The sequence below is a fragment of the Paenibacillus amylolyticus genome (assembly GCF_003719335.1).
Taxonomy (GTDB): Bacteria; Bacillota; Bacilli; order Paenibacillales; family Paenibacillaceae; genus Paenibacillus; species Paenibacillus amylolyticus_D.
The window spans coordinates 1-24,545 of record NZ_RIAS01000025.1 but is presented as its reverse complement, the minus strand read 5'-3'; the positions used below and the strand labels follow the sequence as shown (position 1 = coordinate 24,545).

At 36.6% G+C, this 24,545-nt stretch carries 37 protein-coding genes; all 37 read right to left on the bottom strand.

The genetic code is table 11. From position 1 onward, the window contains the following. Window positions 1-22 precede the first annotated feature (22 nt). A complete protein-coding gene (locus tag EC604_RS27640) occupies window positions 23-502 on the bottom strand; it encodes a hypothetical protein (RefSeq protein WP_123067209.1) in 480 nt (159 codons plus the stop codon). After that, window positions 462-701: a hypothetical protein gene (locus EC604_RS30690; protein ID WP_240037263.1), complete on the bottom strand. Its 240-nt coding sequence runs from the start codon at window positions 699-701 to the stop codon at window positions 462-464. The genes EC604_RS27640 and EC604_RS30690 overlap by 41 nt, the downstream gene beginning before the upstream one ends. Window positions 702-886: 185 nt before the next feature. After that, entirely contained in the window at window positions 887-1,231 is a 345-nt protein-coding gene (locus tag EC604_RS27630; RefSeq protein WP_151458130.1) for a DUF6933 domain-containing protein, read from the bottom strand. A gap of 73 nt (window positions 1,232-1,304) precedes the next feature. Next, entirely contained in the window at window positions 1,305-1,961 is a 657-nt protein-coding gene (locus EC604_RS27625) for a DUF4367 domain-containing protein (protein WP_123067207.1), read from the bottom strand. A 480-nt stretch (window positions 1,962-2,441) separates the two neighbouring features. Beyond that, window positions 2,442-2,675: a hypothetical protein gene (locus tag EC604_RS27620; RefSeq protein ID WP_123067206.1), complete on the bottom strand. Its 234-nt coding sequence runs from the start codon at window positions 2,673-2,675 to the stop codon at window positions 2,442-2,444. Between the two features lie 403 nt (window positions 2,676-3,078). Beyond that, window positions 3,079-3,453 carry a pentapeptide repeat-containing protein gene (locus EC604_RS27610; protein ID WP_123067204.1) on the bottom strand — a complete coding sequence of 125 codons (375 nt, stop codon included), beginning with the start codon at window positions 3,451-3,453 and terminating at the stop codon, window positions 3,079-3,081. Window positions 3,454-3,502: 49 nt separating this feature from the next. After that, window positions 3,503-3,976, bottom strand: a complete 474-nt coding sequence (locus EC604_RS27605) for a hypothetical protein (protein ID WP_123067203.1) — start codon at window positions 3,974-3,976, stop codon at window positions 3,503-3,505. Window positions 3,977-4,147: 171 nt separating this feature from the next. Next, the gene (locus EC604_RS27600) at window positions 4,148-4,657 is read right to left on the bottom strand and encodes a hypothetical protein (RefSeq protein ID WP_123067202.1); all 510 of its coding nucleotides are present in this window, start codon (window positions 4,655-4,657) and stop codon (window positions 4,148-4,150) included. A 216-nt stretch (window positions 4,658-4,873) separates the two neighbouring features. Then, window positions 4,874-5,353: a hypothetical protein gene (locus EC604_RS27590; RefSeq protein ID WP_151458129.1), complete on the bottom strand. Its 480-nt coding sequence runs from the start codon at window positions 5,351-5,353 to the stop codon at window positions 4,874-4,876. A 125-nt stretch (window positions 5,354-5,478) separates the two neighbouring features. After that, entirely contained in the window at window positions 5,479-5,724 is a 246-nt protein-coding gene (locus EC604_RS27585) for a hypothetical protein (RefSeq protein WP_123067199.1), read from the bottom strand. 24 nt (window positions 5,725-5,748) lie between these two features. Then, complete coding sequence (locus EC604_RS27580) at window positions 5,749-6,177, bottom strand: hypothetical protein (RefSeq protein ID WP_123067198.1); 429 nt, start codon at window positions 6,175-6,177, stop codon at window positions 5,749-5,751. Window positions 6,178-6,384: 207 nt separating this feature from the next. Then, window positions 6,385-6,975: a GNAT family N-acetyltransferase gene (locus tag EC604_RS27575; RefSeq protein WP_123067197.1), complete on the bottom strand. Its 591-nt coding sequence runs from the start codon at window positions 6,973-6,975 to the stop codon at window positions 6,385-6,387. A gap of 176 nt (window positions 6,976-7,151) precedes the next feature. Then, window positions 7,152-7,727 (bottom strand): dihydrofolate reductase family protein, encoded by a 576-nt coding sequence (locus EC604_RS27570; RefSeq protein WP_123067196.1) that lies wholly within the window; start codon window positions 7,725-7,727, stop codon window positions 7,152-7,154. A gap of 140 nt (window positions 7,728-7,867) precedes the next feature. After that, window positions 7,868-8,329: an SRPBCC family protein gene (locus tag EC604_RS27565; protein WP_123067195.1), complete on the bottom strand. Its 462-nt coding sequence runs from the start codon at window positions 8,327-8,329 to the stop codon at window positions 7,868-7,870. A gap of 40 nt (window positions 8,330-8,369) precedes the next feature. Further along, window positions 8,370-8,636 (bottom strand): DUF2834 domain-containing protein, encoded by a 267-nt coding sequence (locus EC604_RS27560; RefSeq protein WP_275670058.1) that lies wholly within the window; start codon window positions 8,634-8,636, stop codon window positions 8,370-8,372. Between the two features lie 137 nt (window positions 8,637-8,773). Further along, entirely contained in the window at window positions 8,774-9,097 is a 324-nt protein-coding gene (locus EC604_RS27555; protein WP_123067240.1) for a hypothetical protein, read from the bottom strand. A 34-nt stretch (window positions 9,098-9,131) separates the two neighbouring features. Further along, window positions 9,132-9,713, bottom strand: coding sequence for a DJ-1/PfpI family protein (locus EC604_RS27550; protein WP_123067194.1), 582 nt, complete (start codon window positions 9,711-9,713; stop codon window positions 9,132-9,134). A gap of 185 nt (window positions 9,714-9,898) precedes the next feature. Beyond that, window positions 9,899-10,393, bottom strand: a complete 495-nt coding sequence (locus EC604_RS27545; RefSeq protein WP_161557074.1) for a GNAT family N-acetyltransferase — start codon at window positions 10,391-10,393, stop codon at window positions 9,899-9,901. 75 nt (window positions 10,394-10,468) lie between these two features. Next, the gene (locus EC604_RS27540; RefSeq protein WP_123067192.1) at window positions 10,469-10,882 is read right to left on the bottom strand and encodes a DUF7674 family protein; all 414 of its coding nucleotides are present in this window, start codon (window positions 10,880-10,882) and stop codon (window positions 10,469-10,471) included. Between the two features lie 19 nt (window positions 10,883-10,901). Continuing rightward, window positions 10,902-11,294, bottom strand: coding sequence for a hypothetical protein (locus EC604_RS30685; RefSeq protein ID WP_240037260.1), 393 nt, complete (start codon window positions 11,292-11,294; stop codon window positions 10,902-10,904). Between the two features lie 16 nt (window positions 11,295-11,310). Further along, the gene (locus EC604_RS27530) at window positions 11,311-12,078 is read right to left on the bottom strand and encodes a nucleotidyltransferase domain-containing protein (RefSeq protein WP_123067191.1); all 768 of its coding nucleotides are present in this window, start codon (window positions 12,076-12,078) and stop codon (window positions 11,311-11,313) included. A 74-nt stretch (window positions 12,079-12,152) separates the two neighbouring features. Beyond that, window positions 12,153-12,380, bottom strand: a complete 228-nt coding sequence (locus EC604_RS27525; RefSeq protein WP_123067190.1) for a GNAT family N-acetyltransferase — start codon at window positions 12,378-12,380, stop codon at window positions 12,153-12,155. A gap of 3 nt (window positions 12,381-12,383) precedes the next feature. After that, entirely contained in the window at window positions 12,384-12,872 is a 489-nt protein-coding gene (locus EC604_RS27520) for a hypothetical protein (protein WP_123067189.1), read from the bottom strand. Between the two features lie 228 nt (window positions 12,873-13,100). Next, window positions 13,101-13,967: a serine hydrolase domain-containing protein gene (locus EC604_RS27515; RefSeq protein WP_240037258.1), complete on the bottom strand. Its 867-nt coding sequence runs from the start codon at window positions 13,965-13,967 to the stop codon at window positions 13,101-13,103. 222 nt (window positions 13,968-14,189) lie between these two features. Further along, the gene (locus tag EC604_RS27510) at window positions 14,190-14,864 is read right to left on the bottom strand and encodes a hypothetical protein (protein WP_123067187.1); all 675 of its coding nucleotides are present in this window, start codon (window positions 14,862-14,864) and stop codon (window positions 14,190-14,192) included. A gap of 106 nt (window positions 14,865-14,970) precedes the next feature. Then, entirely contained in the window at window positions 14,971-15,768 is a 798-nt protein-coding gene (locus tag EC604_RS27505; protein WP_123067186.1) for a phosphotransferase, read from the bottom strand. A gap of 154 nt (window positions 15,769-15,922) precedes the next feature. Continuing rightward, window positions 15,923-16,294 (bottom strand): hypothetical protein, encoded by a 372-nt coding sequence (locus tag EC604_RS27500; protein WP_151458128.1) that lies wholly within the window; start codon window positions 16,292-16,294, stop codon window positions 15,923-15,925. Between the two features lie 4 nt (window positions 16,295-16,298). Continuing rightward, window positions 16,299-16,805 carry a hypothetical protein gene (locus tag EC604_RS27495; RefSeq protein ID WP_123067184.1) on the bottom strand — a complete coding sequence of 169 codons (507 nt, stop codon included), beginning with the start codon at window positions 16,803-16,805 and terminating at the stop codon, window positions 16,299-16,301. A 164-nt stretch (window positions 16,806-16,969) separates the two neighbouring features. Next, a complete protein-coding gene (locus EC604_RS27490; RefSeq protein WP_123067183.1) occupies window positions 16,970-17,347 on the bottom strand; it encodes a DUF6547 family protein in 378 nt (125 codons plus the stop codon). A gap of 822 nt (window positions 17,348-18,169) precedes the next feature. Further along, on the bottom strand, window positions 18,170-18,235 hold the full coding sequence (locus EC604_RS30060; RefSeq protein WP_429351325.1) for a putative holin-like toxin: 66 nt from the start codon (window positions 18,233-18,235) through the stop codon (window positions 18,170-18,172). A gap of 382 nt (window positions 18,236-18,617) precedes the next feature. Beyond that, window positions 18,618-19,286 carry a hypothetical protein gene (locus EC604_RS27485; RefSeq protein ID WP_123067182.1) on the bottom strand — a complete coding sequence of 223 codons (669 nt, stop codon included), beginning with the start codon at window positions 19,284-19,286 and terminating at the stop codon, window positions 18,618-18,620. Window positions 19,287-19,546: 260 nt separating this feature from the next. Next, window positions 19,547-19,951 (bottom strand): hypothetical protein, encoded by a 405-nt coding sequence (locus EC604_RS27480; RefSeq protein WP_123067181.1) that lies wholly within the window; start codon window positions 19,949-19,951, stop codon window positions 19,547-19,549. A 254-nt stretch (window positions 19,952-20,205) separates the two neighbouring features. After that, entirely contained in the window at window positions 20,206-21,276 is a 1,071-nt protein-coding gene (locus EC604_RS27475) for a serine hydrolase domain-containing protein (protein WP_123067180.1), read from the bottom strand. A 96-nt stretch (window positions 21,277-21,372) separates the two neighbouring features. Next, window positions 21,373-21,849, bottom strand: coding sequence for a GNAT family N-acetyltransferase (locus tag EC604_RS27470; RefSeq protein ID WP_123067179.1), 477 nt, complete (start codon window positions 21,847-21,849; stop codon window positions 21,373-21,375). A 179-nt stretch (window positions 21,850-22,028) separates the two neighbouring features. Beyond that, on the bottom strand, window positions 22,029-22,670 hold the full coding sequence (locus EC604_RS27465) for a hypothetical protein (RefSeq protein WP_240037256.1): 642 nt from the start codon (window positions 22,668-22,670) through the stop codon (window positions 22,029-22,031). 225 nt (window positions 22,671-22,895) lie between these two features. Then, window positions 22,896-23,345, bottom strand: a complete 450-nt coding sequence (locus tag EC604_RS27460) for a hypothetical protein (RefSeq protein ID WP_123067177.1) — start codon at window positions 23,343-23,345, stop codon at window positions 22,896-22,898. A gap of 218 nt (window positions 23,346-23,563) precedes the next feature. Then, window positions 23,564-24,364, bottom strand: a complete 801-nt coding sequence (locus EC604_RS27455; protein ID WP_123067176.1) for a hypothetical protein — start codon at window positions 24,362-24,364, stop codon at window positions 23,564-23,566. Between the last annotated feature and the right edge of the window lie 181 nt (window positions 24,365-24,545).

The following is a 24,545-nucleotide window of genomic DNA, read 5'->3' as shown; positions in this document are numbered from 1 at the left end:
CAACTGGTTATCACGACAGATTTCACAATCGTTTATCTCGATCATACTCCGTCAATTTCTCCTCAATGAACATCCACGCGCTGTTCAGATCACGATGTAGCCAGTCAATGTCCTCGGTGGTCTGATCACTGTATACACCCAATATCAACGTTCTGATCGCTTCTTCCGAGTGGTCGCCTACAATAAGTGCTACTGGAAAAGGAATGTTACGATACTGATCCTCACCAATATAGAAAACATTTTCGAGTTGATCTCCCCATTCATAGGACAGTTCACTGAAATCAAGGATCAAACCCGCTGGTTCCCAGGCTTCCAAAACCGCTTTCCCTATTGCACACATATAGATGGCATCTGAATTCCCCCCAGAACCATAACCATATTCACCCACGAACTTTAAAATCATCGTCTTGCAATAACTTACTGCCTTGGAGTCTCCAATATGCACTTCATATTTCAAATCACTAAGCTCTTCCAGCTTCAGCTGTTTGGTTACAATATCCATGACACCCTCCTAATGCAATAATTTCACCTTTCCAGTTCATCTCTCTGATCTCTTTATCTTTCAGTAAACACCAGTCGATGATCTGTCCAATCAGCCTTGGAGCGACAATTTCATCGTTCCATATTGGTGTTAGTGCTCTTCTGTGACCAACATACTCTGCTGTCCAGCCCTCGAATTCCTTGCCGATGATGACTAACATGGGGAAACTCCTTATGGCCTCTACTGCATTGTCCCACCTCATAGGTTACGATAAGCTTTTTATCCTCAGAAACGATATGTAACTTAATGATCCCTTCATCGTCCAGATCCGGCTTTACATACCAATAGAATAATCGATTAGATCGCATGATTTTGCGTTTATATTTTTGACCAACACCCATCCTTTCACCTCGCCTCAAACCTCATCTGTAGCTCCTTAACAAACACCTTGATCGGCTCATGATAATCAATTGGCTTGTAAATGCCGCGATTGTTAAATTTGTGTCGTGCATTCTCATCTCTAAAATCATTGTCATTTCCTTCAAGAGCCTTCATCACAAATATGATTTCGTTCATGCTCCCGATTACACTTCGACTGTCCGTTTTGGTAATCAAGCGGTCGTTACATTGGTCCAGATAATACTGTGCCCATTCCTGGGGAATGCCCTCAAAAGCCATATATGCTTCCAGATTCTTTTTAAAAATGGCTAACAGCTTATTCGCCTGTTTGGTTCTGCTTAGGTATAGCATTTTCAGTGTAGCTGTTCATTATTTTTTGTATGCGTCTTTTCGTGAAATCATCCATACTCTCGATTCTCCCGTTCTACGTAGTCATTGATTCTGCTATGTTAATAAGGATATCGGCAGGCATTGGCTTGCCAAATAGTTCATATTGTAGCGCCTTTCCACTACTTCCTTCTTCAATCCAAATCAAGCGGTCTGTACCATGGTTTGTAAAATAAAAGGCCTCTACACCTCGTACATGTAATGTTCTCACCTGAGCCAACTCAGATTCAGACAACCCAATTCGACTTTTGGTAGTTCCGAAAATCCGGAGTGTAAACGACTTCTCTCCTCCATAGGTGATGCTCACACCTACAAGCTTATTGTTCGGTTTCAGATCGCGGACGATCACATTCTTTCCTGTCATTTTACTTTCTTCCGCCATCGCTTCAATCTCATCCGGTGTCAGATTATCGAATCCATAGTAGACCTGAATGGAATTGTGCTCAACCTGAGCCGGAAATCTAGGTTTCCACGAAGTTAAATTTTCTTTTAACTGCTCCAGGCCATTCTCCCATTCAACGGCTGCATAATTCGTCTGTTGCGTGAATGAATTCTCTTTGGCGTCGGCAATATATATGGCTTTCCCGTCACCAGGTCTCAGATTGCCTATGATCTGGTCCATACCATCTTCGCTATCCAACGATTCAATTTGAATTTTACCAAGAAAATCACCGTTTTGATTTTTAATATCCAACCACCATCACTCCTCAGATTCGATATGTATCAATCATTCAGGGCCAGCATCTAATCATAGTTCGTATTAAAAACATGACATTTCTTCTCTATCTTGTCAATTCAGAAAGTCCAGTTACGCTTGCGTCAATATTCTTGTAAAAGGTGAAGCATGGCGCGGCTGTGGACGGGTAAGCCGCGTAAGAGTGGGGTGCTGCTATAGTTGGATGCAGCACCTTATGGAGAAGCCCCGCGACAATGAATCGCGGGGCTCATGTTTGACATCACAGTTGTACGGCTGAGATGTCAGCCTAGAAGTGACTATTTAACAAAACGACATACATGGTTCAGTTTTTTTATTCTATTTTCATTGTTGATTAACCCTTTATCTCCTGGACCATTTGAAACGCACACTTCAAGCAGCTCAATAGATTTAATTCTATCCCCGTCTTGTCTCTGAATGTTGTATAAATGATTTGAGCTATTTGAGTTTCGTTCGTAGCTAGGTAGCTAGGTTTACTTGTTTGCTTATCACTTTTACCTCAATATCATATTCATTACTTGGTGCCCCACCAGCCAGAAGTGCAAGCGGGTCCCATTCGTTGATAATCCTTGTGAGTAGTTCTTCAGTCTTCAAGCAGACTCTGGTTCCAGTTGAAATTGCATACTCGGCGATATTTTCAAAATCTTCTGGGGAATGCACACGAAATCCCAATTTGGTCATATGATTTACCATTATGTATAACTCCTTTGTATGTAGTCTGCTATGTACGCTTTGTCTAGTACTCATCCTTTGGATTGATTCAACTTCGATTTATGTTTTGATCGCATCATTACATCTAACAGGTAACCTATGAACAACCAGATAAGTATCCCCAGAAATGTAGTTACAAATCTAAAATGGTAATTAACAATATCATCGTATCCGAATAATGCTTTTAGATAAAACTCTATATTCGTTAAGATGTTGGCTATGATTTGATTCATTCCTTCCCCTGACCCGTTATGCATACTCTTGTCTGTGACAATTTACGATTTATTGGTTCTTATATAGACGTCCAAAAGTCGTTCGTTGTTTCAGATAACTTTGTTAGCTTTCTTTGTAGACAGATACTTGGGTTTTACTATCACATAATTTCTTATTTGCCTACCATTTCTTTTAAATCTTCAATTGTATTTTCACTTGAGTATTGAGTATTATTAAGAAGAACAATTCCATCAATTTGGGCATTCTTAAACGTACAAGCATCAATACTATTATCAATAAACTCTGAATGAGATAAATTAGCTTCATCAAACATTGAAGCTTTAATGTTCGAATGAATAAACTTTGCATGTCTAAAAGATGAGCCAGTAAAGTCCAAGGACAGTATACATTCTTCAAAAATCACTTCGTCAAAATTAAAATAATGAATACCTCCATATTCTGTTACTTCGACTTTTTTAAAATGCTTTGTTCCTGCACCTACGAGATCTTTTAATGTTTCAATTGTCATTTCAGTTTCTATGATCATCCTGGATGACTCCTCTTTATTTCATTTCACTTTGGTACTTCTCCCCCAATTATCGAAGCTCATCCTTCGGTTTATAAATTTCTTTGAGAGCTTCAAAATAAATCTTTTTATCAAATCGTAATTCAGGTATGAGATCCAGCCAATTTACAGTGGTGCCTATAAGTTCATAATTAAAAGGTATGCCTAGCTCGCTCATATCCATCCCGATTTTGCTCCAAATCACTTCTTTATCATTCTTTGTAACTTCAGCCACAATTACAGTGCACATCAGATTAGTATCATCTGGGCACATCAAAATAGGCAAAATCGCATTCTCTTGTTCAGAATAATACCGAGTCAGTAATAAATCTAGTTCTTCTTTAAAACTAATCCATTCAGTCACTGTCGGTACTAAACCTAGGAAATGGTGATCAGGATAGTACTGATCGAGATAGATATCGAGTGGATTGCCATTGATAACAATTACAGGATGCTTAACATCGACATATTCACTCGTTTGCTCAATGACTTCAAGTGTATCCATTTAATTCACTCTCTCTCCCATCATAACTTTCTTTTTTGTGTTTATATTGTATTCTCCCAAATTCTCCTGTTGGAGGGATTACTTTGCTTGTAGTTCTTTCTTTCCATGCAATTCCAAAATAACATGATTAATTCCCATTTTGGCTGCTCTTCTCTCATTCCCTAGACTCACTCAGCATCTCATCGTTTTAACTTCTTCAACAATACTTTTATACTTTTCAAGATCACATTGAAATTTTAATTCATGGGATAACATTAGATTTTGGAGATTTTCTAATCTCTCGATCCATTCTCCTGAAAATTCAATTATATTACTCCATGAAAAAACAAACTCATTCGAACCTCTGATTGTTTTATCCATAAAAGGGGATTGTTCCATTCTCCACATCAGCGTATCTTGAGTATGTACAACCTCTACATGGTATCCTCCACATCCAAAGATTCTACAAGTACAAGTGAACATGGGATATCTCCCTGGATAAAGTAACGAGTTGAAGTAAACATCTTCTAAAAAGATCTCATGTTCATCCAGTTTATGACCGTCTATAAACAAAGAAATTTGGGTATCAACAACAGTAACCATTTTTCCTTTTACTTTTGTTATATTTTTATATACCTTTTTTGTCGTTGTTTCCATGTCAAAAGATAACTTGCTTAAATAATCAGTACTCGATAATGTCATGATGACCTCCTCTGCTAAAATCCCTGCATAAGTAGACTTCTTGAATCTCTTCTAACAAATACTCCTGTAAAAAGTCATGCGTTGTCCTGGGAAAATGATATGTTCTATGTTTAAGATCTCTTTCTGTATTAATGAATGTTTGATTTTTGCGATAGGTAACCATTCTAATCCGATCTGACCGATGTCGGCGATTCTCCCTCCTTCCCAATCGTATTGTTAAATCTCGATATATACCTCTTGTTTTTCCTCTTCATTATGAATCCGCCAAAATTCATACTGCTCTATTCCACCTATATTAATGCCAGAGAGAAAAGTTGGATCAAAAAACAGTACTTGTTCATTCTTCAGCTTAATCAAAATGCTATCACATATAATTTCATTTTCTTTTTCTTCCATACTAAAAATTTTAATACTCGAAACCATATTCGTCAGCGATGTAGGATTAGTGAGTACCACATCACTGATTGAAGACACCGCTGGATATAAATCTTCAACCAATTCAAAATCATGTCTGATCGAGGGCACAATCGTAATTCTTAGTCTCGAATATTGTTCTATGGAAGCAAACTCCAAGTATTCTTCTCCGAATTTGACATATACAAATGTAAGCATTGGAGTGAATTCATACATCCCATTTTCTTCTAAGTAGATAAACCCTGACACATTGATGTCCTCTATGTTTTTTTCTTTTATCATATGGATCATATTTTGGAGCAATTTCCTGCCTCCCACCTAATTTCGTTACAGTTGCATGACCTAACTTTTCTTTATACTGAGTAAGCGTCGACCTATAATATAGTTCATCATTGATCATGAAATGCTTAAATCTCATTTTCTCCTTGTCGAGAAGATTCGTAGCTTCCCTTGAATGGAAAACTATCAAATTGAAATATTCCAACAAGAAATTGAACGTCAATTGATGCAACGCTTGGATCATGACCTTCGTACAATCCGAATTGTGGGACATTAATGTGATGATCGACCACCGGCGCTTTGATTGCTGGAGACAAGTATTCCATATCTTTCAATCTAAAATCTTTTTCTTCGAGAAATGTACTTACTCGCAAAATTCCCCCTCCAAACATCCTTGGTTAAATCCCCAGAACTGAAATATATTCTTGAGTTTTCAATTGTTCTTTAATCCATGTTTCAAACTCTATAATTAATTCTCTAAGCTTCTGAACGTTATGATCAAAGTCTTGTTGAAACTCATCTTCAGAGCTGCCGAATAAGAAATATACATGTTCTTTGAGTTCATCCATTGTTACCTTCTCATCAAGTAGAATAACAAGCTCATTTAATTGTTCAAGAATTAACATCCAGGTATCTCGATGTATTTCAGTAAATGCATAATGATCATATTTAGGATATATATCATATATGGCTTTTTCTAAATAACCAAAAACTTCTTCATCCAAAAAAATAGAGTGTTCATTCCAACACGTTTCAAGATACTTTCCTGGTAAAACTTCAATATAACAAGTGCCTTCGAGTTCTTCTTTATCTCTTATGATCCTCATTCTTACTACCCTCATTCTTTCTTTTTTATCACTCTTACTATTCCATCATGGAAGATTTCAATAACCTGCCTCTCTTCTCGATAGACCCATCCTTCTTTTTCTGTCTACATCCTTCATGATGTAACCCTCACAATATTCGTGTCTAAGTCAATTCCCAAGCTTGGTCTTGATGAGTAAAATGCTTTCGAACCTTGTTTAATAATTATGTTATCGGATGGCAATGTTATCTTCCACTCTTTTCGCTGACTTCTCATTTATAATGGAATACATTTTGAGGTCTTCGAACTTCCCTTTAATGAATACATGTTTTCTAAAAACCCCTTCAAATTCCATTCCTGATTTCTCCATGACTCTTGAAGAACCCGTATTCGCTGATATACATCTAGCTTCAATTCGAACTAAGTCCATATGTTCAAAACCAAATTCGATTATTTTCTTCACACACTCCGTCATATAACCTTGTCCCCAATAATCTCTTGACAACGCGTATCCGATCTCTGCTTTATGGTGATTAATATCCCAACCTACAAAGTCGCATGTTCCGATGATCTTATCTGTCTTTTTATCTTGTATCCCCCATGGACTTATTTGGCTTTTGTTATATTTATCTATGATAAAATCAACAAAATTCTCTGTATCCTCTATTTTCATATGCGGATGCCATGTTGTATATTTGGAAACTTCCGGATCGCTACAATAAGAATAGATATCCTGTACATCATTCTTTTCAATTTTTCTAAGTATCGTTCTTGAGGTCTCAAGTACAGGTAAATCATTGTAGATATCTTCAATCTTCATTTTTAAAACCTCCAGTTTAAGTCGTTTAACTTTAATGCTAATCAACCATTTCGCGTTCAATTAATTGATATTAATCATCTAACCCTATAGAAATGACCCAGCCTTAGATCATTTTATCTTAGACTGGGTCGTGTGTGATGGGATTCTCTCCCTTTATTTGACTTTAAGAAATCCCTTCATTTTATCGCCCGATAAACGAGACCTAACGCCCCGGAATCAAAGGTTTTATTATCAATAAGTTGAAGATTGATCTTTTGGTTAAGACCTCGGAATAACGGTAACCCACTTCCGATCAGCACAGGAGACACCGTAATTTTATACTCATCTATTAAATCAAGTTGCATAAGATAATGTGCCAACCGAGGGCTACCGAGTATAACCATGTCCTGACCTGGCTGTTGTTTGAGGTTTTTGATCTCGTCCTCAATATTTTCTTTTACCAATCGGGAATTGTTCCACTCTACATCATCCAGCGTTGTCGAAAAAACGATTTTGGCTGTCTTCTCAATCCACTCGGCATGCTCCCGTTCATGCTGAGAAGCTGATGCGTCTGAACGTACAGATGGCCAGTAACCGTGCATCATCTGATAAGTCCCACGTCCCCAAATGACCGTGTCAGCAGTGCTCAGAACTTCTTTCGCGTGTTTCTCCAAATCCGCATCGTAAGAAACCCAGCCAATGTCCATTTCACCATTTGGTCCTTCTACAAAACCATCAAGCGATGCGTGCAGAAATAAAACGAGTTTTCTCATCTTCACTTCTCCTTGTTTATGAGGGATATCTCCGCAAACTCTGAACTAAATTGGGGCATGATTCATCTTGTTTTCTCATATGGTTTGCTAACCACAAATGAAATATACTACTATTCCAAAAAGATGTATATAACCTTCTTCTATTCAATCTTCATCTCTATTAATAATTTTAATTGTTGATTTCGATGCATGAGGAAACGCTTCATATAGGACTTTAATATAAGTCTTTCAGTCACCCAGCCTATAATCCCAAACGGAGCAACCATAGTAAGCCGATCTTTCATGAGTGTCTTTCCGTTATGTTCTTCAAAAATATGCTCATGGCGCAAGCTTTTAAACGCACCTTTAAGCATTTCATCTACGAAATAATAAGGGGCTTGGTATGCTGAGATTCTTGACGATAACCTTTGCCTAATCAAAAAATGTCTGGCCTCAAAAGTTACTGTATCTTCATGATTTATTTTTCCCGAAGTAATACCTGCGACAGCCTTCTCTTTCGTATGTTTCCAGACGGTTTGTGTATGAACATCGATATCTCTAGCCATATCAAAACATAACTCTATTGGAGCATCTATTAGAATCTCTGTCGTAACGATAACCATCTAAGAACAACTCCCCAAGTAAATAAGTAACTGATTTGGATTAGAGCTTATGTGCATAGGTCTTCATTTTATCCATTCGAATTTCACGCAAAAACAAAAATAATGGCAGCCCAAATGAAACACCCACGGTTAATGTTCCTATGATCGGTATCCACATATGCTTTATGCCAATTCGTTTTCCTTCATATATGATAAATTCAATCAATACAACTGCGGAGATCAGTACATCCAACCATGCAAACTCGCTAATTCGATTCTGTCTTGCTTCATTGAATAACATCGTTAGATTGAATCCGTTTTCACCAATTCACGGAATAAACGTCATGTAAGGCAATGCTACTCCCAAAATGGCTAACACCCCATAAAAATACTTCAAATCTCTCACCTCAATGATAATATGTTGATCTATTTTCTTCTTCTGGAATACATACAAACCCTCGGATTCTAGAATGCCCACCTATGATTCTCCGGCAAACACTCATCACAGAGTAGTTGATCATCGACAACCGCTCCGTTGTTTAATTCATCTATAGAATCCGGTTTTTCTCTGTCGGTTACCCACGAGTTACATTTGAAGCACCTTCCGCAGTTCATTGTTTCTGAATCCAGTAGGATCGTAGAACTACTCTCCCATTTTAATTTTAGATGTTGCCTGACTGTCATTTCATTCTCAAGTTCTGGAATCAAATTGTCGCCAATTTCTTGGTATTCTTCATCACTTAGATCCATTAAATAAGCAACCTTAACAAGATACGTTTTCTTATTCATTTCCTTCACCCTTTGATTTGTCCTCTGCAAAAAACTACACCTCAATGATTCCTACTGCAGTGTAGGGATAATCAATTTGCTTCTTTACTACATCTGCCTCTTCTTGGCCTGCAAACAATTCAATCAAATATAGTCCCAAATCAATCGATGTCGCTACGCCTCCGGCAGTTATCACGTTTCCATCTTTAACGATTCTCGTTTTCATTACTTCTTTGCAGTAAGGCTCAAGTAAGTCATATACATTAGGATGGGTTGTTGCGATCTTGTCCTCCAAGAAACCGGCAGCCCCTAACAAAAGTGAACCCGTACAAACCGAGATTTTGTAACTTACCGATTCGGCAGTTCGAATCCAATCCACAAATTCAATATCTTCTTTTAGTTTTCTAGTCCCCATCCCTCCTGGAACAAAAACAAGATCATATTGAGATAAATCAGGTTTTATGACATTCACCTTTACGCTCATCCCAAGTTCATCTGTCACTTCCTCGGTCAATCCACAGATGTCCCATGTCGTTCCTTTGGTTTGGTCAAATAAGTTCAATCGATAGATAACGTCATAGAAACCAACAAAATCAAGAAATGTTACTCCATTGAATAAAATGAATGCCATCCTCATAGAATCATTCCTCTCCAATATCAAGTGATTCACTTCTATGAAATATTCTTAAATACCTTATCGATCTCTTTTCGATCGTAATCAAGAATTGCCTGCAGTAGAGGATGAAGATCTCTCCCGCTCACTCCATTTAATCAATCACAGGCTCCATAAAGTTTTCATCGGGGTTTGCAACCTAAAGGTTGTCACCTATGTAATTCAAGTCTACATCCTGTTTTATCTTTAAACTTGCCGTCTTCAAAAACAAAGTCATTTACTTTTTTAAATCCGTTCTTCTCAAGGACCTTTAACGATCCTTTATTGCTCACCAAACATGCACTTCTAAGAATTTGAAGATCCAATTCATGAAACGCAAAGTCAATAGCCTTTTGAGCTGCGACTGTACCTATGCCTCGGTTCCAAAAAGGAACTGCAATCCAGTAATCCAACTCTGCGGTTTTCTCAGTTAGATCCACAGCATTTAAAGACATGACACCCGCGAATTGATCCTCAAATAAAATTGTAAATACATAAGATATTCCTTGTTCGCGCTTAGCCATCACCATCTTTGCCCATGATTCTCCTGCTCCGTCTGGATAAGGATAGGGAACGTTGCTTGTCTCTGAAATTTCAGGGTAACTAGCATATTGCTGTACAAATTCAGCATCACTAGGTAAGACAAAGCGAAGCGTGACTTTCATACGATTCATCTCCTTTTCGGGCTTTTGAATGATTCAAGGGTTGTTTCTAAATCACCAATATCCAGAAAATTATGATTATTCCTTCATCGGTCCTCCAATGTATGGAGTCTTTCCATTCCAAAAATCAATTACATGATTCCACCATCGTTTTGATTCTGGTTTTAAACATTTTTCAAATTCAATATACTCAATATTCTCATCCGGTAATTGGTTCTGAAATGATTCAAGAATACCGACTGTAGCAAATTCTTTAACAAATGACTCTCCATTCGTATGAAGCTCTTCAATGACTTCGAATAGTGCATCGAATTCATCCGTCTTTTTACGTTGATAACACTCAATAACATGTTTGACGAAGTCACTTATATCGACATAGATCAATCTCTCTTCTCCAAGTTCATAGTTCTCTTGGATGTACCGATCGTATCTATCCTTATAGGAGGGCACGACTATTAATAACCTCTCCATGATTTCTTCTTTTTCAATCATTGTCGTATTCACCTTCGTTTCAGGTTCGCATTTCTCTGACATAGGGTGTGACTGCAAAACAGTCTTCCAGATCGCTCTCATCTTGAGCCCAGTAATTAATAGTATGGATATGTAACTCATAGTCTTTACGTAGATTTTGTTTTATTCTATTCCATAGTTTGTGATCATCCGTTCCTTTTCCTTCGGAAAGGTAGTCATCCAATGAAGAGATCATAATGATCATCAGTGTGAATTTATCATTGTCGTTTAATGGATGATTCTCGTAATACGTAATGAATTCATCTAATCTCGATGCATCAGCCGACGTATACTCCCAGTCCTGTGAAAATGGAGTGAGTGGCGGCAGATTCAACTTTTGTATGAGACTTTCCATGGATGCTTGTTCAACATATTTAGGAGTAGTCTCCTTCATCTGTCCCACCTCACATTCATTTTAAATTTCTGGAGGCAGCCATTGTATGTAAGGCATTCTCGAAATAGCGATATACTTCCTCTGCATTTCTTAGAAACTCTTCAACAGGTACATGACGACTATCCAAGTAACAAGCATACAGATATTCAACTAAAGCGGGGTCAATCTCGCAATAGTCTAATATAGCATTTTTCATCTTAGTTATGTCGTCTTCCCATATCCCTGTATCTTCGATAATCAATGAGTATAATGCACGAAGTAATCGCTTCGAGTAACCTTTGGTATATCTAGTTTTCATCGCGTCATCACTAGCATTAGAAAGTGAACGATGTACACGATCCACTTCCTCCTTGGTATCTGTATTTAAGTCTAAGATGAATTCTGGAGAGATAATGATCGGGGGTACTTTTTCACCAATGTCCTCCCCATGTATGCAAACACAAATGATCTTAACCCAAAACCCCCAATCATTCGGTCTACTTAATACATCTTCCATCGAGCAAATGATCGTATCCATCTTCGTGACAAATGGGTATTCTTCCAAAAGCTTATCTTTAATATTTGACAATTTTTCGTAATCAATATCTTTGGGATTTGCACATACAATCGTAAAGTCTGCATCTGACTTAAAAGGTTGAGCCGTTCCTTTGGGAATCGAGCCACACATATAAATGCTATGAATCTTATCTTTGAATTCCGCAAGTAAATGATCTATGTACTTATCAACCAAATCCTTATATTCGCTCTGTATGTTAATTTGATTTATAACTTTTTCTAATATCATATAAGGTCCTCCTCATTTAAGAACTTCTTTCGGCTATGTGTCCGGTTGAATTTCTCTTGCTCGAAATGCCTCTACTATTGTTTCTTTATGAATTGCATCATTCCTGCACCATAACTTTCATTGGGTCTCTCCATGAATCCAAATTCTGTGATATACTCCATCAGTTCCGTCATTATTTTATTGCCTAAGCCTAGCCTCTGATAGGAAGGTAACACGATAATATCTTGTATGTAAAAAGTAAAACCACCGTCGCCTACAATTCTTCCATATCCTATGACCTGCTCCTCATACCTCCCTGCAATCCTCTACTGCACTTTGAATTCTTTGGATTCACTCGATAAGCTTATTTTCTTTTGCTTGCCATCATTATTCATCATAAATTCGACATTCGTTTTAACTTTGTAATTGCCTGGCTGGTGGATAACGAATTCATAATATTCCTTACTTCGTTGATCTTGTCCATTATTTCTATATTCTTCACCAGTTCGAAGCTCAACCTGATAGCCAATAGCGTGTTCTAATAACATGGTTGCCTTTGGAAGAATTCTCTCGCCAGCTTCATTATAAATCTCATAACTGAACATACCTGATCCATGAGATATCTCCACTGTCTTATTAGATGAATTATTCAAATACCCTACGATTTGAAAAGTTTCGTTGACTTTAACATTTGTAATTTCATCTACTCCAACCTGAATGATGGAGTCAGAAGGATCTATTTCATTACTAGCCGAACAGGCAGTCAAAATTAAAAATAGGATCAAGGTCATTACTTTTATATTCAATTTTATCATTAGATAAATTCACCTCATGCAAAAATATCAGATAACGTTTGGAATTCACGAAGCTGAAAAGCTTAAAGGACCTATACTCATACCACGACATGGTTAGGTTCTCAGGGTTTTCCGCTGCAAACGACTCACCGAAATGCCTCTTGCGGATAAGGAGCCAGCAGGCACCGCTGTATGAATGTGCTGTTAGATTAAGATCAAGTAATATGTTTTCTTCGAGAATTTGCCCTGCTATAAATTAATAAGGCATTCCTCAAGTATTCGTAACGGTTTCAATGAGTCTTCATACATGTCACTAGTTATTGCAATAACCATATCCAAACTAGGGATTATACATATATATTGACCCCCAAAGCCCAATGCAAATATCATTTCTGTCCCACTTACTTCTGTATTGTTCATATTAAGGTGTCTTACCCACCAATGGTAAGCATAATGACCAATAGATTCATATGTTAAATAATAAGGTTGCGTCGATTTTTTCAACCAATCTGATGAAACAATACGAGTGTTTTTCCATTTCCCTTGTCGCAAGCATAACGTACCAATCTTTAACATATCAACAGTGGTCATCGTCAAGCCGTCTGCACCCCGGTTAATCCCTTTATTGTCTTCGTACCAATGTACATTCGTGATGCCAAGAGGTTTAAACAGATGGAGGTGTGCAAACTCTATAGCTTTCATTCCTGTGGTCTTCTGCAAGATCGCTGTTAACACATGCGAACAACCAGAATTGTAATTCATTTTCTCTCCTCTGTTATTTTCAAGATTCCGTTCAAACACATACTTTATCATGTCTGAACTAAACAGCATTGGAGTCGAATAATTCCATTCACCGAATTCGGGCCATTCAAACCCCGCCGACATCGTAAGTAAATCCTCAATAGTGATGTCTCGTTTTCTAGGATCATCAAGGATATTCATTAATTCCGGAAAAAAACTAATAACTGGTTCTGCAACACTCTTGATGTATGCCTTATCAAGCGCAATGCCAATAAGTATAGATAAAATACTTTTAGTGCAAGAATTGATTTTTTGAGGATTGTTCTCTATTTTACGATTTTTATAGTATTCAAACACTAAACTGTCTTCCTTCATGATTAGACAGCTCTTGATCTTTGTCTTTTTTATCGCTCGCGCAAATTCATCAAGCGTCTTCGAATTCATTCTATCATCCTTATCCGTATATTATTTTATTTAACGCTCACTGTGTTCACGAAACCACGAAGGTCTAATGGGTTGTCTGCTGAAATACCTCTTCTACATACATCCAGCAGACTATAGCTTAGAAGAAAATATAGCTTAGTAGCTTATATATTGTTATAAAATAGTCGGGCCTTCTTCGAGTTTACTCGCACAAGATGCTTTATTCTCCCTCAGCCAATAAACCATAAAATCAAATAACTCTATCGAATATCTATGAGTATTCTTACAATTTGGTAATTCACTTTGTATCTTTCTTACGTTGGTCTCAATTTTATCTGACTCAATAAAACAAACTAATCCTGGACAAAAATCCTCTAGTGCTTGAAAATATCTCTTTTGGGGCTCTATAAATCCTAAATTCAGTTCAAACCCTCTTCTCAATCTAGTTTCATCACTTGCTTTTCTTTGTCTCAGATTAGTTTCATGTGTGTGTAGAATGAAATATTTGTCAGGAAACCCCAGCTTCCTTTGATTGAATAGTGGTCTATAAAAATTTTCAACAAATTCTAATGACTGCCCATCAAATAACGTAAAATTAAAAGCCCAATTGTACCAGAACGGCTGATATAAATCGATATCAATAATTACTAAACCATCTTTTTCTTTCTCGGTCGCAATCTTCCAGCGGTCTACCTGTCTCTCAAAAAACCATTCTGGATAAACTAATTCTGGCTTTTCCCACCATGCTGCAACCTCAGGAATATGAAATGATCCATTTTGATTTGCAAGCGTAGCCGATGTTGTAGTTTTCCCTGCAGCGCTTGCTCCCTCGATACTTATAATTGTCATTTGTTTAGATTCCCCTTATTTCCTTTTTTGCCCGACTTTCTTATCACGTTCGTGTATTCACGAACCCAAGAGGCTTAAGGTCACCAGACCCCTTTGAGTTTGGATTTCACAACAATAAAGTATCGATGATTTGATGAAATTTCATTCTATTCTCATCTAATTCAGATATTCCATATCCTTTCATGAACTCATCTATTTCTTCTTCCCTATCCGTATAACATGTAAGACTTTTTACAAGATAATAAATATCGTAGTATGGATCCGATATCCCAGATGCTCCTACATCAATAAATGCTGCAATCCGCCCCTTATGTATCATAACGTTTCCCGAACCATAGTCACCATGCGTAAAAACCAGTTCTTCTGTCGACACTTTATACATTTCCAAAAAATCCATCAATTGCTCAATGGTATGATTGGGAAATGAATGGTTAATAGCATCCATGACTTCATGTTTTCTCTCAATACTGTTCTTCCTTACCATATCAATAAGCTTATTCGGCAAATTATCGTTGAAATGACAATGATTAATGGGGATATTGTGTATTGTTCTTAATCCCTCTCCCAAAATATAACCTAGATTTTTTTGACCTTCTTCCAGTTTGTATTCTTCGGCGGCACAGCCCTCTATGTAGGTCATAACTAAATGTTCCTTACCGTTCTCCTTTAGATAACCAATAACTTTAGGAACTGGAACTATATCATCGAGCCATTTTAATCTTTCTGCTTCGTCCATCAAACTTCCGGAATCTTCAACATTTTTTTCTTTTAATACATACTTTACAGAATTACTAAACTCCAAAATGTACATCGATTGATAATGCCTTCCTTTTTCAATGGCTGTGGCACTAATTAATTCGGATAGATTGATTAATTTACTTGGTATTGATAATCTGTTATCCATGGTTTTGTACTCCTCATTTTTGAATCTTGCGCTGATTTCAAATAGCTTTACTTTATTCACGACCAGAAGTATGCGGGTATCTGACAAACGCCAGATCAAGGACTACTGTCTGCAACGTGAATTTTATGTTAGATGAAGGAATTAAACCAGCAAGTTATTTTTCTATTTTCTTTTTCTGAAGCAACCAATAAATCTGAGTGAATCTTCTATTTAAATAAAAGGCGATTAAAAATAAAACCATTGTAACGAAAACACTCAGAAGCAATATGAATTTCCCACCAAATAGGGCGGCTAAAGTAAGGATTGGTAAACTTAACGGAAAAGCGATTAAAAAGTAACCACCTGTACTTAAAAATGAAAACAAGGTTTTAAGAGAAATATTATTATCTATAATTTCTTGGACTTTAATAGGCACTTGTTGTTCCAATATGGTATCACAAGCAATAAACCTTCTATTTTTTGTATTCTTATTTATTTCGATCTTTATAGTTATCATATTTGAAGGCATTAAATATTCTCGTTTCATATCTTCAAAATTTAAGTAATACTCTTTTTCTTCGTTCTAAATCTTCATTCTCTATTATTTTTTCAAACTTTATATCCTTATTATTGATTCTTAATATACAATTCAAATTTTTTATTATAAATTCAGAAGAATCAGTATTTAAAAGACTCAAAGTAATATTTGTTATTCTGTCTGTTTCCACGAACATTTCCTTTAAGGAAAATATAATATTTTTGTCTACTCCTTCAAATACTATTTCCTTATATAAAATTTTATCAAACCATTTTTCAGTTCTTTTAGATGAAAACAAAAGGTAGAAACCTACTTGCATTAAATAGTATTTAGGGCTTGGCATATTTTTCACCTTATGATATTTTCTTTTTTTTAATATTCGAAGTAAGTCTTCTTTAGTATTTTCCTTTGATAGATATCTAGATTCAAATAATGCATAGTACATACCATCCAAAATTTGCCCACAAATCATAATTAAAGGCATACAAACAAAACGTAATAATGTATAAAAACGGTTCATAATTTGACCTCTTCATTTATTTGTAGAATTTATTCTTTCACATAACGTTCCTGTGTTCATGAACTCCGAAGGGGTTGTCTGCTGAAATGAATCTTCGTAATTCACCTCGCAGACCAAGGCTCTGAAGGAGTCGCAGCTAGACTATTATGTTATAAGAAGCTTCACTACTTCTCCGAATCCGGCCACGGATCTCCTTCTCTTCTACATACCCAGTCGAAATACATCTCTGAATCAAAAGGTTCCTTTGCTATTTCAATGTCATTTTTTATCAATTTCATTCCATTAAGGTTTATTTCATCATTTAAGTAGACCAAAACGTCATGTATACCACTATCTCGTGATTGTTGAATGATTTGTGCTAGTAATTGTTTTTGTTCTTCAGACAGCGAACCAATGAATTCATTAACTTTTATGTTTTCTTCTGTCTTTGGCCACCCAGTAGTCAATACCCATCTTGATAATACTCCAGGCCGAATTTCGACTAATCCATCAATAAAATCCTTATAGTTCTGAAGACTGTTTGAATGTTTGTCTTCTTGCATATGCTCCTCCGCAACCTTTGAAATTTCGTATAACATTTTTGCATTAACGAACCCGAAAGGCTTAAGTGAAGCGAATGCGAAACGGATCGCAGACTTAGCCTTGCAGGGTTGGCACGTGAATCCACTTCTCTGCAACTTCTTATCCGTGACCGAAGAGCTTGCGATAATGCGCTAATGCTTTGTTATACGTAGGATCCTTGAGTTACTTTCAATCCCCTAGATTTTTATTAACTTAAATTAGTCTAAAAAGTAGACTAATCCCGTTGATTGCAATCAAAATATATATATAAACTTCACTTTTCTTAATGTCTGAACACTGTCTCCTTTGATTTTTCCATTAAGAAAATACAATGCTATTATTGATGCTATTAAACTTATGATGCTAAACACCGTTGACACAACACCCCACATAATAGTTTTCTCCTCATAGATAATGTAAACTTTTTATGATAATAACTTTTCGCACTATTTCTTTCTATAAACTTCGTCCTTTCATATAACGTTCTTGTATTCATGAACCACAAAGGGGTTGTCTGCTGAAATTCCTCTTCGAAATCTATCCCGCAGACCGATGCTCCAACGAAGCCGATGCTTGAATATTATGTTATATGATGGAAATTCTTCTTTGGTCTTTCTTACTATCCGCTCTTTTTCATTGCTCTTTTTATTTTGATTCATCTTTTCAGATGTGTTATCATATTCTTAAATAAAGACCAAGTGCGGCGAACACTTGGTCAGTACAATTGGCTTGGATGGTTAATCCCTTCTTAAGTCAAGTCAGGACAAAAACCCACCTTTGGCTCTCAACCTTGGGGTGGGTTTTTACTTTCTCTTGTTGTTATTAATGTGCGTTAAAAGTGCAAGAATGAATGTTCCGAATAACAGCATTAGAGTCATCGCATCTTTCACTTCCATGGTTTCACCTCCTTTCGAAGGGAAACCATACCCACCCAAGATTCAATTGTATCTATATTTTACCTGTGTTTACATCTCCGTACAAGTGTTCTTATCTACTTTTTTGTATCTTTCCTTTATTCTATTTTCAGCCCATCATTTCTATCACATAACGTTCTGATATTCGCAACGTCCTTTCCCCTTAGATAGCTCTTATCTTAGGGAAATGGATGTGTCCAGCTGAATCCGCTCCCCTGCAACTGCAATTGCCTCCCCGAATCGACTTCAACTTCTGCCGGACCGAGGGCCGAATGGCCCGAAGCTTGAATATGTTGTTATAGGATGTACCGGCCTTCCTGAGTTACTGGATACTCAATTAATCAAAAAGAAAATACATATGAATCTCTTCTATGACATCACTCTCATCAACAATAAATTCTGCGAAGAATCCAAGATCACCTTGAAAGTATTCATATATCTTTAAATTTGGTTTGTTCTCAATCGTCTTCAGGTTTTCATATTTAATATTTGAATATGCATTCTTCAATTTATCTAAATGATCCCCAACTTTTATCCCTTCAGATGTTTCATATTCATTCTTATCTAATATAATTTCTGAAAGCCATAGACTGCTTTTTTCCATTCCCAGAAACTTTAATGTTAATCCACTATAATAGAGATCCTTAGAATACATACCACTAAAGGTATCTGCTCCATCACCGAGCTGCTTAACTTGAGAAGCTTCGTCTGGCTCCCCTAATATATGCACTACAGTCTTTTCATCATCTCTCAGTTGAACAAGGGATTGTTTATATTTTATTGAATAATATTTATCTTCTTTAATATTTCCTAATTCAAGAGTTGAAACTGGCGGATCAGTTGATACAGCCTCTTCTGTAGAATCTGATTCTGAATTTGCAATTGTCGTTGGCGATTCTATCGAAGGATTTGTAGCAGTAATTGAGGAATTTTCTTCCTTGAAATCAGAACAACCAACAATGAGAAGTAAAATAACACATATAATTATTGAACTTATAATTTTCATTGAGTAACTCCTTTTTTTTGAACTTGCCAGAATTTACTATAACGCTCTGTATTCACGAGCCCGAGAACCTTAAGGTAGCTTCAGCTCCCGACAGCGATGCGGTTACGTTCGCAGTGTTGTTCGCCTGAGCCCCACTTCTCTGAAATCCCTCAGGCGAACAGAGGACCGTCAGGTCCGATGCGTGGATAGGATGTTATATGCCGTACCGACTTCTTCAATCCACATCTACATTCTCATTTTCATTGCACTCTACAAAACTGTTATTTTTCTTTATAGTCATTTGCTGCCTCTTTAATTTCTTCATTTTTAGAATTAATCCCCAATTCAATTCCCCAATCTAGCAATTTTGGAATTGCCTCTGAAAGTAGCTCTAACAATCTACGATACTCCCATTCATCGTCAAGACAAATTGCTGTTTTAGCTACATTAGGAAGATGTTCTATTAGCCAATCAGAAGGAATTGTTTTAATCTTTTTCCTCGCTATTTCAATTGGGTGGGTATTTTGTGGCTGGCATGCCCATTCAATAAGGATAGTGAGTATTTTTATTCCAAGCTCCGTAGGGATACGTTCAATATCTTCTAGTCTAGTTGATATATTGGGAGATATTTGATTAATTTCATAATCTATTTTCAGTTCTTGCCATGATGCCATACCATTATTCATCATCCTTCCCTCCTAATACATTCATCCTCAATTGGAACTTAAATCTCCGGGATTGCATATAACGTTCCTGTATTCACGAACCCTCACTGGCTTAAGGCGCGTTAGCGCTGGGTCCGACGGACTTAGCCAGTGCAGGGTTGTCTGCTTGATTCTTCTTCCCCGAAAACCTTCCCGGCAGACCCAGGGGCGTAGCCGCGCATCGTGAATACGTTGTTAGGCGATGCCGATTTGAGATACCCCATACGTTCTTATATTTATTGAAATATTAATTTAGCGATGTTATTAGTAACGTCGTCTACGTCCGTAGTCGAAAGATTATTCAAAACAATAATACACACATGTTCGTCAAGATACCTGGTTATTCTGTTCTTAAATCCTACAATTCCGCCTCCGTGGTAGACACTCTTAAGAGCTTTGTTGTAAATTAGTTCGTCTTTTACAAACCAACCATACCCATAGCCAAATCCGTAATCAGTAAACAGACGCTGCATTGCTTTATTTGAAACTAATGTGTTTGAAGTTAGAGCAAGCTCCCATTTATACAAATCTTCTGTGGTCGATAAGAGGTTTCCCCCGCCTGATGCAATAGACATATCAATAAAGTCAGAATTAACAATGCCGATCTTATGATCGAACTCATACCCCGATGCTCTTTGTAAAATAATCTCCTTATACTTATCCGGTCCTGAACTATTCATAGATAAAGGGGAGAAAATATTCTCAATCAAGAATTCTTCATAGGACTGTCCTGTTATCATCTCAATCAAGTAAGCTAATAATAAATAACCGGAATTCGAATATCTAAATTGAGATCCCGGCTGAAAATCCAATGGGAGTTTCATTATTAGCTCTATGCTTATATGTAGTGGAGTATATTCCTTCATTAATTTTTTAAAATCTTGAAGTTGAGTAATATTAGGGATTCCTGATGTATGAGTTAATAGATGATGGATAGTTATACTTTCGCCATAGGGACAAAGTGGAAAGAACTTGGCAAGTCTATCACCCTCGCTAAGAAACCCTTGCTCTGAAAGCATCATAATAGCCATTGAAGTAAATTGTTTAGTTATTGAACCAATACGGAATTTAGTTTCGTGTGTACATTTAATTTGATGTTCTCTATTGGCTATTCCAATACCCGCATTGAATAATATTTCGTTGTTCTTGGAAACAAGAACCGCACCACTAAACTCTTCTTTCTGGTATTTACTTTCTAAATAACTATTTATTGCGCTTAATGCATTCACCAAATCACCACTTTCGGGAATAATATTGTTTCTTAGGGTTACGACCTTCGCGGTTTCGCCTAACGTTCTTGTGTTCATGACCCGACGTATGTCGGGTGTTCGGCGAATGCCGAGCCAAGGACGAATGTCCGTAGCGTGAATATTATGTTATCGGATGTAACATTTCTTCTTGAGTTAACTGACAAACGTTTGTATGGTTTTTCCGTTTTCTATCCGCTCTTCAAATTGACCTTTCGTGCATTCATTAATCACTCTTTTCCAAAATACCTGCGCTCCTTGATTACTCTCAATTTGATGCACCTCCCACGGTCCTTTATGTCGGTTAAATATATCAGTTGCTACTGACTTTCCCATTCCTTCTCCTCTGTACTTCTTTAATATGAAAAATTCTGCAATCGAATAACGTCGAAGTCCAAGGTCTTCTATTAAACGGACTAAAACAAATCCTACATACTTCTCTTCTCGCTTAATTAAATAAGCAAAATGGTGGTTTCCTTCTTTAAAATAATCATCTAAAGGGTAAGGACTATACTTTCCATTCTCTTCTACATCAAAGTTGAGGAATTCGGAAAGATCATAAATATAAAATTGCATAAGATTATTTAATACTTCTCTAAGCTTTTGACTGACTTGAACGATAGCAAAATTCATTTCATAATCCTCCGCTTTAATTCTTACCTGCATGTTATTTCCGATAACGTTCCTGTATTCACGACCCGGCATATGCCGGGTGTCCGACGCATGTCGGACCAAGAGCGAATGCTCGCAGCGTGAATATTATGTTAGCTGATGCACCTGCCCTCCTCGAATTACATCCAAGATGATTTTAATTATTTATTACTAAGGTATTCCTCAAGTATGTCTTTTTCTAAAATAAACCTTAAAAATCTATCCCCATACAAGTTTATTCTTACATCTTCCTTATTCGTATCTTTCTCTTGTTCGCTCCACATCTTTGTTATCGAAACTAATCCTAAAGACTCTAATTTATGGTCATTATTTCTTTGTAAAACATGATCATCACTCTCCAAAAATGAAAACAGAGGTTCTTTTATTATATTTGAAAAATAAAAAAGTCTTTTTATATCGGCATACCTTAGTGATCTCAACGTATCAAAAAAACTAATTACAAGCGATTCATGTTTATTCTCCTCAATGAATACATTTTCAAAACCTGTTAATATATAATTAATCTTTGCATCTTCATGTTCTTCGAAAAGATCGGAAAAAACTATAGGAAAAATTCTCTCATTTATAAATTCTGCACTTAAACGAGAATCTATTGATAGTTGACCTATGTTTTCGAGTTTTTCACTATGCTCATTAAATCTTCTGATTAATCTATTTACTTTTATTGTTTGATAGAGTTTTCCTAGATACGGTGCGTACTCCATGCCAGACTGAACAATTTCACCGAAAGTTGGATTAATATTGTTAGCTACTTTGATGATCTCTTTAAATTGCTCGCTCATTTTTATAATCCCCTATCTAACGAAGTGATTTACACAATTTAACTATTATATTCAAATTTCTTTTTGAATATGTACAACAAAAGTTCAATAAGTAATTTCAGGTGTTTCAGCTAACATTCCTGTATTCACGACTCGACGCATGTCGAGTATCCGGCGACTGCCGGATCAAGGATGCCCGCAGCTTGAATATATTGTTATGCGATGCCCTTGTCTTCTTCGAATCTTCTATCCTAAAAATAGGGTTGCTTTCTCAATCTCGCCATGTTCATCTAAGTGTTTTAAAGTTTGTTCAATATCATCATTATTAATCGTTCTTACAATGATTAAGTGCTGTATATTAAACCCTGGTGGGTCTAAATGAGATTGTTCAAAGTGTTTGACTAACCTCTCCGGTGTTGTAATTAGACACCATCTCTTCATTCCGTTATTAAAGGTTAGGGTTACTTCAATTAGATCAAAATCTTCTAATCGATCATCAAACTTCCAGCTACTTAAAATGGGAACCTCGACTTCCCCCTCTGAAAAATAACATTTATCTATCCATACTCTCTTATGATGGTTTCCAATGATTCTAAATCGATCTGTTTCTTCATCCACTGCCTGATAAATTCCCCCTTTGGTAAGGGCGTGTCCATACACACCTATATGTGTACACGTTACAAGCTTAAAATCCATTTCATCACATCCATTACTGGGCTTTAATCAGATTTACTCTGCAAGGGTTTCGCATAACGTTCCTGTATTCATGAACCCTCGCTGGCTTAAGACAGCTTCAGCTGCCGGGTCCGACGGACTTAGCCAGTGCAGGGTTGTCTGCTGATTCCACTTCCTCGAAATGCCACTGCAGACCAAGGGCTGTAAGGCCCGCTGCGTGAAAACGTTGTTAGACGGAGTTAACTTGCTTCACTGATTAAACTGCTAATTATTTTTTTTCCTCTAGTTTTAAGTTTATTATTTGAATCAATAATACGTTCATTCATTAATATAATTTTATTATTATCGTTTAACCCTGATATTCTTTTCTCTACTAGCTCCATCAGTTCTCTGAAGTCACCTGGAATTCCATTATTATCAATAATTCCCTCTACTATAGTAGACAGTATGTTTATTGTGTGTGTAGGTATTAGATATTTATTTTTATTAATAGTGTTTTCCAATTGATTATTCAAATCATATAGTTGATTTTTAACAGCTTCAAGTTCTCTTTCCTTCTTATGAAGTTGTCGAGTTATAATTTCTTTTTCTTCCTGTGATATACTTGATTTTTCAATTAAGTCATTAATAATTCGTTCTTTCTCTTCGACAATTTGTTTCTCACTATCAGTTTTTTGCTCTATTTCTTTCTGAATTGTTTCAGTAATGGGGAGTCGATCGATTCTATCAAGCATTCTCGAATAATTTTTATCAATATTATCCAGATCTTTTCCAAACCGTTCTTCTATTCTACCGATCTTTTCAGAAATGTCTTTTGTGAATTGATATGTATTGTTGTAAAACTGATTACTTGCTTCGTTTGCTTTGAAGTAAAATAATGCTGATAGCCCAACAGAGAATAAGGCTAAGGCAAGAGAAATGATATCCGTTAAATTCTCGGGCAATTTGAAGCCTGTAAAATCGGTTAATAATAGTTTAATTAATACAGCAAATGTAATGAGCAAATATATTATTTCTTTTGTGTTCTTAAATAATTTCAAATTTTTCATCCTTTCAAGTTAATTTTGTCTATCGTTTCGGTATTCATGAACCCCGAAGGGGTTGTCTGCTGAAATGCCTCTTCGAAATCCACCTCGCAGACCGAGGCTCCAACGGAGCCGCTGCTTGAATATGATGTTATTGGACGGTCTTGCCTTCTTCGAATCTACTGCACATTTCTCT

Excerpts from the sequence above, each read along its gene's own strand:
- EC604_RS27640 (WP_123067209.1), bottom strand. The coding sequence starts at position 502 with ATGGATATTGTAACCAAACAGCTGAAGCTGGAAGAGCTTAGTGATTTG.
- EC604_RS30690 (WP_240037263.1), bottom strand. The coding sequence starts at position 701 with ATGTTAGTCATCATCGGCAAGGAATTCGAGGGCTGGACAGCAGAGTAT.
- EC604_RS27630 (WP_151458130.1), bottom strand. The coding sequence starts at position 1,231 with ATGCTATACCTAAGCAGAACCAAACAGGCGAATAAGCTGTTAGCCATT.
- EC604_RS27620 (WP_123067206.1), bottom strand. The coding sequence starts at position 2,675 with ATGGTAAATCATATGACCAAATTGGGATTTCGTGTGCATTCCCCAGAA.
- EC604_RS27610 (WP_123067204.1), bottom strand. The coding sequence starts at position 3,453 with ATGATCATAGAAACTGAAATGACAATTGAAACATTAAAAGATCTCGTA.
- EC604_RS27605 (WP_123067203.1), bottom strand. The coding sequence starts at position 3,976 with ATGGATACACTTGAAGTCATTGAGCAAACGAGTGAATATGTCGATGTT.
- EC604_RS27600 (WP_123067202.1), bottom strand. The coding sequence starts at position 4,657 with ATGACATTATCGAGTACTGATTATTTAAGCAAGTTATCTTTTGACATG.
- EC604_RS27590 (WP_151458129.1), bottom strand. The coding sequence starts at position 5,353 with ATGATAAAAGAAAAAAACATAGAGGACATCAATGTGTCAGGGTTTATC.
- EC604_RS27580 (WP_123067198.1), bottom strand. The coding sequence starts at position 6,177 with ATGAGGATCATAAGAGATAAAGAAGAACTCGAAGGCACTTGTTATATT.
- EC604_RS27575 (WP_123067197.1), bottom strand. The coding sequence starts at position 6,975 with ATGAAGATTGAAGATATCTACAATGATTTACCTGTACTTGAGACCTCA.
- EC604_RS27570 (WP_123067196.1), bottom strand. The coding sequence starts at position 7,727 with ATGAGAAAACTCGTTTTATTTCTGCACGCATCGCTTGATGGTTTTGTA.
- EC604_RS27565 (WP_123067195.1), bottom strand. The coding sequence starts at position 8,329 with ATGGTTATCGTTACGACAGAGATTCTAATAGATGCTCCAATAGAGTTA.
- EC604_RS27555 (WP_123067240.1), bottom strand. The coding sequence starts at position 9,097 with ATGAATAAGAAAACGTATCTTGTTAAGGTTGCTTATTTAATGGATCTA.
- EC604_RS27550 (WP_123067194.1), bottom strand. The coding sequence starts at position 9,713 with ATGAGGATGGCATTCATTTTATTCAATGGAGTAACATTTCTTGATTTT.
- EC604_RS27545 (WP_161557074.1), bottom strand. The coding sequence starts at position 10,393 with ATGAAAGTCACGCTTCGCTTTGTCTTACCTAGTGATGCTGAATTTGTA.
- EC604_RS27540 (WP_123067192.1), bottom strand. The coding sequence starts at position 10,882 with ATGATTGAAAAAGAAGAAATCATGGAGAGGTTATTAATAGTCGTGCCC.
- EC604_RS30685 (WP_240037260.1), bottom strand. The coding sequence starts at position 11,294 with ATGAAGGAGACTACTCCTAAATATGTTGAACAAGCATCCATGGAAAGT.
- EC604_RS27530 (WP_123067191.1), bottom strand. The coding sequence starts at position 12,078 with ATGATATTAGAAAAAGTTATAAATCAAATTAACATACAGAGCGAATAT.
- EC604_RS27520 (WP_123067189.1), bottom strand. The coding sequence starts at position 12,872 with ATGATAAAATTGAATATAAAAGTAATGACCTTGATCCTATTTTTAATT.
- EC604_RS27515 (WP_240037258.1), bottom strand. The coding sequence starts at position 13,967 with ATGAAGGAAGACAGTTTAGTGTTTGAATACTATAAAAATCGTAAAATA.
- EC604_RS27510 (WP_123067187.1), bottom strand. The coding sequence starts at position 14,864 with ATGACAATTATAAGTATCGAGGGAGCAAGCGCTGCAGGGAAAACTACA.
- EC604_RS27505 (WP_123067186.1), bottom strand. The coding sequence starts at position 15,768 with ATGGATAACAGATTATCAATACCAAGTAAATTAATCAATCTATCCGAA.
- EC604_RS27500 (WP_151458128.1), bottom strand. The coding sequence starts at position 16,294 with ATGAAACGAGAATATTTAATGCCTTCAAATATGATAACTATAAAGATC.
- EC604_RS27495 (WP_123067184.1), bottom strand. The coding sequence starts at position 16,805 with ATGAACCGTTTTTATACATTATTACGTTTTGTTTGTATGCCTTTAATT.
- EC604_RS27490 (WP_123067183.1), bottom strand. The coding sequence starts at position 17,347 with ATGCAAGAAGACAAACATTCAAACAGTCTTCAGAACTATAAGGATTTT.
- EC604_RS27485 (WP_123067182.1), bottom strand. The coding sequence starts at position 19,286 with ATGAAAATTATAAGTTCAATAATTATATGTGTTATTTTACTTCTCATT.
- EC604_RS27480 (WP_123067181.1), bottom strand. The coding sequence starts at position 19,951 with ATGAATAATGGTATGGCATCATGGCAAGAACTGAAAATAGATTATGAA.
- EC604_RS27475 (WP_123067180.1), bottom strand. The coding sequence starts at position 21,276 with ATGAACACAAGAACGTTAGGCGAAACCGCGAAGGTCGTAACCCTAAGA.
- EC604_RS27470 (WP_123067179.1), bottom strand. The coding sequence starts at position 21,849 with ATGAATTTTGCTATCGTTCAAGTCAGTCAAAAGCTTAGAGAAGTATTA.
- EC604_RS27465 (WP_240037256.1), bottom strand. The coding sequence starts at position 22,670 with ATGAGCGAGCAATTTAAAGAGATCATCAAAGTAGCTAACAATATTAAT.
- EC604_RS27460 (WP_123067177.1), bottom strand. The coding sequence starts at position 23,345 with ATGGATTTTAAGCTTGTAACGTGTACACATATAGGTGTGTATGGACAC.